This window comes from Marinobacter sp. V34, from assembly GCF_055524115.1.
In genome coordinates, this window is record NZ_JBUPZY010000007.1 from 192084 (window position 1) to 203688 (window position 11605).

9 protein-coding genes are annotated in these 11605 nt (G+C 54.5%); 4 read left to right on the plus strand and 5 right to left on the minus strand.

Annotation, left to right across the window (positions count from 1 at the left end; genetic code table 11):
• Nucleotides 1–3: 3 nt before the first annotated feature.
• Nucleotides 4–348: a succinate dehydrogenase, hydrophobic membrane anchor protein gene (gene sdhD, locus AC0B60_RS13285; RefSeq protein ID WP_465086298.1), complete on the minus strand. Its 345-nt coding sequence runs from the start codon at nucleotides 346–348 to the stop codon at nucleotides 4–6.
• A complete protein-coding gene (gene sdhC / locus AC0B60_RS13290; RefSeq protein ID WP_465086299.1) occupies nucleotides 342–716 on the minus strand; it encodes a succinate dehydrogenase, cytochrome b556 subunit in 375 nt (124 codons plus the stop codon). The genes sdhD and sdhC overlap by 7 nt, the downstream gene beginning before the upstream one ends.
• Before the next feature lie 458 nt (nucleotides 717–1174).
• Between sdhC and gltA the strand changes: the two genes are divergently transcribed.
• Together gltA and AC0B60_RS13300 are read left to right on the plus strand one after the other, a co-directional pair.
• Nucleotides 1175–2449: a citrate synthase gene (gene gltA, locus AC0B60_RS13295; RefSeq protein WP_465086300.1), complete on the plus strand. Its 1275-nt coding sequence runs from the start codon at nucleotides 1175–1177 to the stop codon at nucleotides 2447–2449.
• A gap of 66 nt (nucleotides 2450–2515) precedes the next feature.
• Complete coding sequence (locus AC0B60_RS13300) at nucleotides 2516–3442, plus strand: NAD(P)-dependent oxidoreductase (RefSeq protein WP_465086369.1); 927 nt, start codon at nucleotides 2516–2518, stop codon at nucleotides 3440–3442.
• A 59-nt stretch (nucleotides 3443–3501) separates the two neighbouring features.
• On the opposite strand, the gene topA is transcribed toward AC0B60_RS13300, so the two are convergent.
• The 3 genes from topA to fadB form a co-directional block, all read right to left on the minus strand.
• Nucleotides 3502–6138, minus strand: coding sequence for a type I DNA topoisomerase (gene topA / locus AC0B60_RS13305; RefSeq protein WP_465086301.1), 2637 nt, complete (start codon nucleotides 6136–6138; stop codon nucleotides 3502–3504).
• A gap of 247 nt (nucleotides 6139–6385) precedes the next feature.
• Complete coding sequence (gene fadA, locus AC0B60_RS13310; RefSeq protein WP_465086302.1) at nucleotides 6386–7561, minus strand: acetyl-CoA C-acyltransferase FadA; 1176 nt, start codon at nucleotides 7559–7561, stop codon at nucleotides 6386–6388.
• 33 nt (nucleotides 7562–7594) lie between these two features.
• Nucleotides 7595–9742, minus strand: a complete 2148-nt coding sequence (fadB, locus tag AC0B60_RS13315) for a fatty acid oxidation complex subunit alpha FadB (RefSeq protein ID WP_465086303.1) — start codon at nucleotides 9740–9742, stop codon at nucleotides 7595–7597.
• Nucleotides 9743–10189: 447 nt separating this feature from the next.
• On the opposite strand from fadB, the gene AC0B60_RS13320 reads away from it, so the two are divergent.
• Nucleotides 10190–11005, plus strand: coding sequence for a hypothetical protein (locus AC0B60_RS13320; RefSeq protein ID WP_465086304.1), 816 nt, complete (start codon nucleotides 10190–10192; stop codon nucleotides 11003–11005).
• A 157-nt stretch (nucleotides 11006–11162) separates the two neighbouring features.
• A complete protein-coding gene (locus tag AC0B60_RS13325; RefSeq protein WP_465086305.1) occupies nucleotides 11163–11594 on the plus strand; it encodes a universal stress protein in 432 nt (143 codons plus the stop codon).
• The last annotated feature ends 11 nt before the right edge of the window (nucleotides 11595–11605 follow it).

The following is an 11605-nucleotide window of genomic DNA, read 5'->3' on the forward strand; positions in this document are numbered from 1 at the left end:
TAATTAAAGCCCCCAAAGAATCTGAATGCCCCAGACCAAATACACGAACATGGCCAGACCGCACAGTGCCTGTACCAGGAAGCGCGGCAGGGTCGCCTTGATATAATCCGTTGTCACTGTCCAGAGCCCCACCCAGGCGTGCGCGCCGATTGAGATGAGTGCAAGCAGGGTAAAGATACGGAACCAGGTCTGGTCGAAAAGCGCCGACCAGCTGTCGTAGTTAACGTCAGTGGTCAGGATGAACCCAAAAAGAAAAACTGTATACAGAGCAAGTACGTAAGCGGTAACACGCTGGACCATCCAGTCGAAAACACCGCTGCGCCCGAGATTCGTTACGCTGTTCACCATACCCAGACTCCTGCCAGAAGGATGAGAATAACGGAGATCACGACTGTGGCTTTCGCCGCGAGCCGGCCACTTTCCAGCTCTTCGCCGATGCCCATATCCATCAGCAGGTGCTTGATACCCGCAACCAGGTGGTACAGCAAGGCAGACAGAATGCCCCAGGTAATCAGCTTCGCAAGGAAGCTGTCCAGCAAGCCACTAACCTGACTGAAGCCTTCTTCCCCGGAAAGGGAAAGCTGAAGCCCATATAGCATGAAAGCAACACCCACAAAAATGATGATGCCACTGACGCGATGCAGTATGGACGTGATGGCTGGCAGCGGAAAATGAAACTTGCCGAGATCGAGATTTACTGGTCGTTTGCTATTCACAGCGCTCTCACACTCTCTCTTGGTTCCGCGGGGCCGGAAAGACCGGATGCGGATGGTTGGTATGTAAGGATCGGTATGCTGGACGAATCCGGCACACGATGTGTCTCAGGAGGGAGAAAAACCGGCATGCGCTCTTTTAATATCCGACGCTGCGGCCTGTTATATCCCCGATTCCGGGCTACGGATTATAAGGAGTACCCTTTTCAATTACAAACGCGCAACTCTGCCAGACCCCGTAAAATCAGGCTCTGGGACTCGCTATAAAGAGGATTGACAAATTTAATTCAACCTCGAAAGCAGCCGTATTCCGGATTTCCCTGATTTACAAGGACTGTCAAATAATGGGTTTTATTGCCTCTTCCATTGACAAAAAAAGCCAACGCCCTATATTTTGCCGCCAGTTTTGCGATAATACGCGCCTTCTAGCGCTTCCAAATGCTGATAAATAGGAGAGCACCATGACCGACAGGAAAGCCACGCTTTCGGTGGGTGACAAGTCCATTGAGCTACCAGTTTACTCAGGCACCGTCGGCCCTGACGTCATTGACGTGAGAAGCCTTGTCCAGGAAGGCGTCTTTACGTACGACCCTGGATTTGTATCCACCGCAGCCTGCGAATCCCAGATCACCTACATTGACGGAGCCAAGGGCGTTCTCCTGCACCGCGGCTACCCAATCGAGGAACTGGCGGAAAACTCGGACTACCTCGAAGTCTGCTACCTCCTGCTAAACGGCGAGCTGCCGACAGCGGAAGAAAACAAGCGCTTCCACGACACCATCAAAAACCACACGATGTTGCACGACCAGATGCGCAACTTCTTCCAGGGGTTCCGCCGTGATGCGCATCCGATGGCCATCATGTGCGGTGTCGTTGGCGCACTGTCTGCCTTCTATCATGATCAGATGGACGTCACCAACGTCGAGCAGCGGGAAATCACCGCTCACCGCCTGATTGCCAAAATGCCGACCATTGCGGCCTGGTGTTACAAGTACAGCATCGGCCAGCCGTTCATGTATCCCCGCAACGACCTGACCTACTCTGAGAACTTCCTGCAGATGATGTTTGGTGTTCCCTGCGAGGAATACAAACCGAATCCGATACTGGCTAAGGCGATGGACAAGATTTTCATCCTTCATGCCGATCACGAACAGAACGCGTCCACCTCAACCGTACGCCTGGCCGGCTCTACTGGCGCCAACCCCTACGCGTGTATCGCCTCCGGCATCGCTGCACTGTGGGGGCCCGCTCACGGTGGCGCAAACGAAGCCGTTCTGGACATGCTCGCTGAAATCGGCGACGAGTCCAATATCGAGAAATTCATCGCCAAGGCAAAAGACAAGGATGACCCGTTCCGCCTGATGGGCTTCGGTCACCGGGTATACAAAAACTTCGATCCGCGCGCCAAAGTGATGGCGGAAACCGCACACGAAGTACTGACTGAACTCGGCCTGGAGAATGACCCTCTCCTCAAGATTGCCCAGCGCCTAGAGAAGATTGCCCTTGAAGACGAATATTTCGTTCAGCGCAAGCTATACCCGAACGTAGACTTCTACTCTGGCCTGATCCTCAAGGCCATCGGCATTCCGACGTCCATGTTTACCGTCATATTCGCTCTATCGCGCACTATTGGCTGGTTCTCACACTGGAACGAAATGGTCAGCGGCGATTACCGCATTGGCCGGCCGCGCCAGCTGTATACAGGCTCCGAGGCAAGGGAATACCCCAAGAAATAGCTTCCGGATAGCCGAAATCGAAAAGGCCGCTGCATCAGCGGCTTTTTTGTGCCCTCACATTCTGCAATGATTGGTGCTTTCTTCACGCAAACAACAACCACGTCCGGAGAAACAGTGATGAACGTAACTGCCGCTTTTATCGGTCTTGGCGTAATGGGCTACCCAATGGCAGGCCATCTGGCAAACGCTGGCCTTGCAGTCCAGGTATGGAACCGCACCCACGACAAAGCAGAGAGTTGGGCAAGCCAGTATAAAGGCAAGGCCTGCGACTCTATAGCGTCCGCCGTTGGTGAGGCAGACTTCGTGTTTACCTGCGTGGGTGCCGATATCGATCTGGAAAAAGTCTATGAAGGTCCGGAGGGCATCATTGCCAACGCCAAGCCCGGCGCAGTGTTGATCGACCACACAACAGCCTCTGCCGGCATCGCGGAACAACTGGGTCAGCTTGCCAGGGCGCGCAACCTTGAGTTTATTGACGCTCCGGTATCAGGTGGTCAGCAAGGTGCGGAAAACGGCCAGCTTACCATTATGTGTGGCGGGGAGACCGGTCCTTTTTCGCAAGCGAAACCACTGATGGAGCATTATGCCAAAGCGCTGAACCACATGGGACCGATCGGCAGCGGCCAGAAGACGAAGATGGTCAACCAGATCGCCATCGCCGGACTGGTTCAGGGCCTCTCGGAAGCGCTTCACTTTGCCGAACAGGCAGAGCTGGATGTCCGGAAGGTCGTCGACGTTATATCAAAGGGCGCCGCCCAGTCGTGGCAGATGGAGAACCGCTCCGGCACCATGATTGACGGAAAGTTCGAACACGGCTTCGCTGTCGACTGGATGCGCAAGGACTTGGCAATCTGTCTTGAAGAAGCGCGAAAGAATGGCTCGAGAATCCCTGTCGCCGCGCTGGTAGACCAGTTCTATGGGGATGTTCAGGATATGGGAGGAAGCCGCTGGGACACCTCTTCGCTAATACAACGGCTACGCAAGAAACCCTGAGGTTCTTCGAGTGACTGGCAGGAATGGGTGCCGAGCCCATCCCGCCAGTCACTCGATAGTCACTTCTCTTTTGGCTGCCACTTACCGTTCACAAACCACGCAGACCAGCCTGTCGCTTTGCCGTCCTTTTCCGACATCACATACTGCTCCTTGCTCTTGCGACTGTAACGGATAACCGTCGGATTCCCCTCGGGGTCGCGTTCCGGTGCATCCATCAGGTAATCGTACTTCGGGTCCACTTCCTTCCGGTGGGGCGTAATCTCCATAACCAGCGGCGGACGCGTCTCCCGATTCTTGGGAAACTTGCTGGCAGCGAGGAACAACCCGGAAGCGCCATCACGAAGCACATAGGTGTCTTCAACCTTCTGGCACTGCAGCTCAGGCATCGGCACCGGATCCATTTTGGGCGGCGCTGGCTCACCACTTTTCAGCAGCTTGCGGGTGTTCTTGCATTCGGTGTTGGTGCAGCCGAAATATTTACCGAAACGCCCTGTTTTGAGCTGCATTTCAGAGCCGCACTTGTCGCACTCAAGGGTTGGGCCTTCATAGCCCTTGATACGGAACGTACCCTTCTCCACTTCATAGCCGGAACAATCGGGGTTGTTACCGCATACATGAAGTTTTCGGCCTTCATCCACCAGGTAGCTGTCCATGGCGGTTCCGCATTTCGAGCAACGCCGCTTCTTGCGCAGAAGACGGGTTTCACCTTCACCGTCAACATCTTCGTCCGCGCTAACGACTTCGTCACCGGAAACCAGGTTGATGGTCGTTTTGCAACGCTCCTTAGGCGGCAGGGAATAACCCGAACATCCCAGGAAAACGCCAGTACTGGCCACACGTATCTGCATCGGGCGACTGCACGTCGGGCACGGAATGTCGGTCTCAGTCGGAGTATTTGCCCGCATGCTTCCGTCGTCGCCGCTCTCGGCGGTTTCCAGTTGCTGGCGAAAACGACCGTAGAAGTCATTGAGAACCTTTTTCCAGTCCACTTCGCCACCGGCGATGTCATCCAACTCACCTTCCATTTTGGCGGTGAAGTCAAAATCCATCAGGTTCGGAAAGGACTCTGACAACCGCTCGGTGACAATCTCGCCCATTTTTTCAGCGTAAAAGCGGCGGTTTTGCAATCGAACGTAGCCACGATCCTGGATGGTGGAAATAATCGACGCGTAGGTGGACGGTCGTCCGATACCCTGCTTCTCCAGCTCCTTGACCAGGCTCGCCTCGGTATAGCGCGGCGACGGCTTGGTGAAGTGCTGACTTGGGTCGAGCTTTTTCAGCGCCAGAGTTTCGTCAACCTTGATGTCCGGAAGCGCTATGTCTTCGTCTTTCTTGGCCGACTGGGGCGCCACCTTGAGGAAACCCTCAAATTTGATGATTCGGCCCCGCGTGCGGAGCTCGTAATCGCCGTTGGCAACGACAATGGACGTGCTCAGGAATTCAGCGTCGGCCATCTGGCAGGCGATGAACTGGCGCCAGATCAGGTCGTAGAGCTTCTCAGCGTCTTTCTCCAGGCCACTTATATCGGCCGGCCTACGGCTCACATCTGTCGGGCGGATGGCCTCGTGCGCCTCCTGGGCCCCCTCCTTGCTGCCGTAAACCCTGGGCTTCTCCGGCAGAAACCGCTCGCCAAACTGTTTGTTGACGAACTCACGGCAACCCGCCACCGCATCCTGGCTCAGGTTGGAGGAGTCTGTACGCATGTAGGTAATAAAGCCGGCCTCATAGAGGCGTTGGGCCAACATCATGGTTTTCTTGACGCTGAACCCCATTCGGTTGCTGGCAGCCTGCTGCAGCGTGGAGGTAATAAAGGGGGCAGAGGGACGTGATCGTGTCGGCTTGTCCTCTCGCTTGGCAACCTTGAAGGTGCCATATTTGAGGCGCTCAACATGATCCGTGCTCTGTTTTTCACTGACCGGACGGTAGGCTTTATCGTCGTACCGGGTCACCTCAAAACGGACCGGTTGCTCGGCCTGCTTAGAAGCCAGATCAGCATGTAACTGCCAGAATTCTTCGGGAACGAACTTACGGATCTCACGTTCCCGTTCCACAATCAGACGTACGGCGACCGACTGAACCCGGCCTGCGGACAAACCTCGAGCAATCTTCGCCCACAACAACGGCGACACCATGTAACCGACCACCCGATCGAGGAATCGACGGGCCTGCTGAGCATTCACACGGTTATTGTCTAGGTTTCCCGGGTCCTTGAACGCTTCCTGAATGGCGCGTTTGGTAATTTCGTTAAACACCACCCGCCGATACTTGTCCGGCTCACCACCAATGGTCTGCTGAAGGTGCCAGGCAATAGCCTCCCCTTCACGGTCCAAATCCGTTGCGAGATAGATGTGGTCAGCGGATTTGGCCAGGCGCTTGAGTTCGCTGACAACCTTTTCCTTGCCGGGCAGTATCTCGTATCGGGCGCTCCAGTCCTGGTCAGGGTCGACCCCCATACGGGCAACCAGTTGCTCCCTGGACTTCCGCTTCTTGTGAACCACCTTTTCTTCCGGGCTCATCTTGCGGGTCAACGCTGCCTGCCTGGCACGCTCTTTCGGATCTGACGTTGAGCCGCTACCGCTGACCGGAAGGTCGCGAATGTGCCCGACGCTGGACTTCACAATGAAGTCGGACCCCAGGTATTTGTTGATGGTCTTCGCTTTCGCTGGCGACTCGACAATAACGAGGCTTTTACCCATATCGGAGATCTGTGTCCTTGGCGATAATCGGTTAAAAAATCAGCAAACCGTAAACTCGCTGTAAAATCAGTCGGCTAGAAAACAGTCTATAGCCGCCACAAGTGTATAGGTGCATTGTTTTACAGGGTCAAGAAAAGCAAGACAACCCATTCTTTTATTTCCAGGCGCCTTTTTCTCCAGTCAGAGACAGGAAAGCCCGGCGTTTGCCGGGCCTCCTGAGATAGCGTTACTGATTCTGATCAATGAATCAGAGACGCTCCCACACCGTTGCAATGCCCTGCCCCAGGCCGATACACATGGTAGAAACACCAAGTTTACCGCCTTTGGCCTGCATCACGTTGAGCAAGGTTGTGGAGATACGTGCACCAGAGCAGCCCAGCGGATGCCCAAGAGCAATCGCGCCACCGTTCAGGTTCACTTTCTCTTCCATCACGCCCAGCAGTTTCAGGTCTTTCAGAACCGGCAGCGACTGCCCCGCAAAGGCTTCGTTCAGCTCCCAGAAGTCGATGTCTTCGACTTTCAGGCCTGCACGCTTCAACGCCTTTTTGGTGGCCGGGACAGGACCGTAACCCATAATCGCCGGGTCGCAACCGGCAACCGCCATGCTGCGAATCTTGGCGATCGGCTTCAGGCCCAGTGCTTCAGCGCGCTCCGCCGACATCAGCACCATGGCAGCCGCGCCGTCAGTCAACTGGGAAGAGGTACCTGCCGTGACTGTACCGTTCTTCGGGTCAAAGGCCGGTTTCAGCTGGCCCAGTGACTCCGCAGTGGTCTCAGGACGAATGGTTTCGTCTTCTTCGATAAGCTTCACGAAGCCGCTCTCATCATGCCCTTGTATTGGCACGATTTCGTTCTTGAAACGGCCTTCCTGGGTGGCTTCATGGGCCAGGCGATGTGAACGTGCGCCAAACTCATCCTGCTGCTCACGGGTAATGCCGTGCATCTTGGCCAGCATTTCTGCGGTCAGGCCCATCATGTTGGACGCTTTGGCAGAATATTTTGATGCAGCCGGATTGTGGTCAAAGCCGTCAGTCATGGGAATGTGCCCCATGTGCTCAACACCACCAACGAAGAACACGTCACCGTTGCCAGTCTGAATCGCCTGGGCAGCTGTGTGGATCGCGCTCATGGCGGAACCACACAAGCGGTTGACGGTCTGCGCCGCGGATTCGTGCGGGATGCGGGTCAGCAGTGAAATCTGACGCGCCACGTTGAAGCCCTGCTCCTTGGTCTGGTTTACACAGCCCCAGATCACGTCTTCAACTTCTTTCGGGTCGAGTTTCGGGTTGCGCTCAAACAGTGCTTCAATCAGCGCAGCCGACAGGGTTTCCGCACGTACATTGCGGAAGCAGCCATTCTTGGCACGACCCATTGGACTCCGCACGCAATCGACGACGACAACGTCTCTCGGATTAAGGCTCATAGATCTTTCTCCGTTCGGAAATCTCGTTCAGGGTTAGCCAAAGAACTTTTCGCCAGTCTTGGCCATTTCACGCAGCTTCTCGGTCGGATGGTACAGAGGACCAAGATCTGCAAACTTGTCTGCCAGCTCGACGAACTTGTCGACACCCATATCGTCGATATAACGCAGGGCACCACCACGGAACGGCGGGAAGCCGATACCGAAGATCAGGCCCATATCGGCGTCTGCAGGGTCTTCAACAATGCCGTCTTCCAGGCAGCGAACGGTTTCCAGGCACAAAGGCAGCATCATACGGGCGATGATATCCTCGTCACTGAAGTCGTTCTTACCCTGAACAACCGGTTCAAGCAGCTTGTAGGTTTCTTCGTCGACAACCTTTTTCTGCTTGCCCTTGCGGTCCAGCTCATACTTATAGAAGCCCTTGTCGTTCTTCTGTCCATAACGGTTGTTATCGAACATCACGTCAATGGCTGTTGTACCTTCGTGCTTCATGCGATCCGGGAAGCCGTCGGCCATGACTTCACCGGCGTGCTTGCCAGTGTCCATGCCAACAACGTCCAACAGATAGGCCGGGCCCATGGGCCAGCCGAACTTTTCCATCACCTTGTCGACGTGCTGGAAGTCAGCACCGTCACGGACCAGGTTCACAAAGCCACCGAAGTATGGGAACAGAACACGGTTAACCAGGAAGCCTGGGCAGTCGTTGACCACAATTGGGGTCTTGCCCATCGCCTTGGCATACGCCACGGTGGTCGCAATCGCCTTGTCACTGGTCTTCTCGCCGCGGATAACCTCAACCAGGGGCATCATGTGCACCGGGTTAAAGAAGTGCATGCCGCAGAAGTTTTCCGGACGCTTCAGGTTCTTGGCCAGAAGATCGATGGAAATCGTGGAGGTGTTTGACGTCAGGATGGCGTCTTCACGAACATTATCCTCGGTCTCACGAAGAACAGCGTCTTTAACCTTCGGGTTCTCAACAACGGCCTCAACAATCAGGTCGACGTTCTTGAAGTCGCCGTAGTTGAGTGTTGGTGTGATGCTATTCAGAACGTCAGCCATCTTGCTGGCGTCCATCTTACCCTTGTCAACGCGCTTGGAAAGAAGCTTCTTGGCCTCTTTAAGGCCCAGAGCAATACCTTCCTGGGCGATGTCCTTCATGATGATGGGCGTACCCTTCAATGCGGACTGATAGGCCACACCGCCACCCATGATTCCAGCGCCCAGAACAGCCGCCAGTTTCACGTCATTGGCTTCCTTTTCCCAGGCCTTGGCTTTCTTCTTGAGTTCCTGGTCGTTCAGGAACAGGCCAACCAGGCAGGCTGCCACATTAGTCTTGGCCATCTTGGCGAAGCCTTTGGCCTCGACTTCGATCGCTTTGTCACGGGTAAGGCCGGCATGCTTCTGCATGACCTTGATCGCCTCGACCGGGGCCGGATAGTTCTTGCCAGCCTGGCCGGCTACGAACGCCTTGGAGATCTCGAATGCCATCATGCTTTCCATGGCGTTCAGCTTGATCTTGCCCTTCTTCTCTTCACGACGCGCCTGGTAGTCCAGTTTGCCTTCATTGCACTGGTCGATAATGCCAATGGCGGCCTCTACCAGCTTTTCACCCTCAAGTACCGCATCAACGGCACCGACTTTCAGGGCCTTGTCGGCACGGTTTTCAGTACCGCCGCAGATCCACTCAACCGCGTAGTCAACACCCACCAGACGGGACAGGCGAACAGTACCGCCAAAGCCAGGAAAAATACCCAGCTTGACTTCCGGAAGCCCTACTTTGGCTTTCTTGTCCATCACCCGGTAATCGGTAGCCAGGCACATCTCGAAGCCACCACCGAGAGCCATACCGTTAATGGCGGTAACCGTGGGGAAAGGCAGGTCTTCGATAGCACTGAATACTTCGTTGGCCTTGAGGTTGTTGGCAACCAGATCTTCTTCCGGCCCAGCAAACAGCTCGGTGAATTCTGTAATGTCGGCGCCAACAATAAAGCTGTCCTTGGAGCTGGTTACCACCAGGCCCTTGAGGCCCTTCTGTGCTTCCAGCTTGTCAGTCGCGGCGCGGAGCTCTTCAATCGTGAGACGGTTGAACTTGTTGACTGACTCGCCCTGCAAGTCAAAGTTCAACTGAGCGATCCCGCCTTCGATCTCTTTAACCGTGATGGCTTTACCTTCGTAAATCATCAACTGATCTCCAGTCTGTGTTTGGAACTGCTAAAACAGCCGCACAAGCGTTTCGCAAGGCGACCGCTGATGCAGCGAGATTTCGGTCACTAATTTCAATCACTACCCGATCAAGCGATCCAAAAATTCATACAGTCGTTTGAATCGTGGTGTGACACGATGAAAAAAAACGGCTCGTTTGTCAATTTGTTTCTGGAAGAATCAATCCGACCTACCTCTAAATGGACAGCCGAAAGGCATCAAGAGGCGAATGGAATTGTTGTTTATCAAGCATGTAGTTCAGGGTATTGATGCAAAACGGGAGGTATATCACGTAAATTTTAAATTTGTTTACATTTACTCCCGTCCCGCCCCTTAAAACAACTTGATTGGTCGGCAGAGTTACTTTACCTTCAGCCTAAGACTTTAGTCCACAATAATAAAACAGCCTTAACGGAGACCCATCCGATGAAAGACGCTCGCTTGCGGGTAAGCTCCCTGGTAACGGCGCTTGTACTGTTGCTGATCACCTCTTTTACGGTCCGCGCCCAGGAAGGCGACGGCTTTCTTTCGGACCTGCACAATTTCCGGGTCAACAACTACATGGCGCTGGATGCCTACTATCGGTTTAGCGCAAGCGGCGATACTGAAACCCTGAACAAAATTGTTGCCAGTATAAATGCCGCCAACGAATCCATGAACTCGGTCGCGGGCAGCACTGCCGGCGTATTATCCGAAGCACAGGTTGAAAGCCTCAACGTGGAGTTCGACAAGTTCAAGGATCTGATGCGGAGCAACATCAACGACGTGCGCAACACCGGCTATCCCGATCTGCGCCTGATGTCCGATATGGCGAACCAGGCGCTGCTGATGAACCAAGTGGCTTCGGAGATGTACGCGATTGCCCGTGAAAGCACTGAAATCGCAACCGCCCAGAGAGTTGAAGCCGCACGCTCGGCGGCAGTGACTATGGCACAGATGATGGCCAAGTACTCTGCCCGCACCCACTCATCAGTAGCACAGACTTTCCAGGGCTCTTCCAACGACATTCCTCTTGACGAGCAGGCAAAGCAGTTTGACTCCTTGCTGTCACAGATCACTGAAGGCGGCACTCAGGGCCCACTCAAAGCCGCTCTGGACGACCTGACCTCCAAGTGGGAGTTCATCCGCGGCTCCTACATCAACTATAACGACAACAACGTTGCGTTTGTGATCGACCGCTATTCCAAAGGTATTCTCCGGGGCCTGGAAACAACCATCGGCCTGCTGCGCGAAAATGCCTGACATCCATACCGGTTGGGGCGATTTGTAGCCCCAGCCAACTCTTTCTTTTACCTTTCCAGTCAACTATTGATACCTGTCAGTGTTGGTTTACACTTATGAGACAAGGTACTGCTTTGGCGCACCAAGAGTTTGACCCCATCCGCGAAGGAGCGATGCGATGTCGATCTATAAGAAGGTACTGGTGGCAATCGATTTGACCGAAGAGGCCCCCCAGGTACTCAATAAGGCCATCGAAATAAGCAAAGCCCACGGTGCCGAGTTGATGCTTGTACACGTGGTCGAGCCAGTCGGCTATGCCTATGGGGGCGACATTCCCATGGACCTGACGGAACTGCAGGATCAACTGGACAAGGCTGCAAAGGAACAGCTCGCCGGGTACGGTGAGAAGTACAACGTTGGCAAAGACAATCAGATAGTGACTGTGGGGCGTCCTGAATCTGAAATCCATCGGCTATCGGAAGAGCAGAATGTGGACTTGGTCATTGTCGGAAGCCACGGTCGCAAAGGGTTCCAGCTGCTTCTGGGGTCAACCGCTAACGGTGTGTTGCACGGCACCGTCTGTGATGTCCTTGCTATCCGCATCCAGTAGCCGGACTATGG

Coding starts and splice junctions, on each gene's coding strand:
- AC0B60_RS13320 (WP_465086304.1), top strand. CDS start 10,190: ATGAAAGACGCTCGCTTGCGGGTAAGCTCCCTGGTAACGGCGCTTGTA.
- AC0B60_RS13300 (WP_465086369.1), top strand. CDS start 2,516: ATGATTGGTGCTTTCTTCACGCAAACAACAACCACGTCCGGAGAAACA.
- AC0B60_RS13325 (WP_465086305.1), top strand. CDS start 11,163: ATGTCGATCTATAAGAAGGTACTGGTGGCAATCGATTTGACCGAAGAG.
- sdhD (WP_465086298.1), bottom strand. CDS start 348: ATGGTGAACAGCGTAACGAATCTCGGGCGCAGCGGTGTTTTCGACTGG.
- topA (WP_465086301.1), bottom strand. CDS start 6,138: ATGGGTAAAAGCCTCGTTATTGTCGAGTCGCCAGCGAAAGCGAAGACC.
- fadA (WP_465086302.1), bottom strand. CDS start 7,561: ATGAGCCTTAATCCGAGAGACGTTGTCGTCGTCGATTGCGTGCGGAGT.
- gltA (WP_465086300.1), top strand. CDS start 1,175: ATGACCGACAGGAAAGCCACGCTTTCGGTGGGTGACAAGTCCATTGAG.
- fadB (WP_465086303.1), bottom strand. CDS start 9,742: ATGATTTACGAAGGTAAAGCCATCACGGTTAAAGAGATCGAAGGCGGG.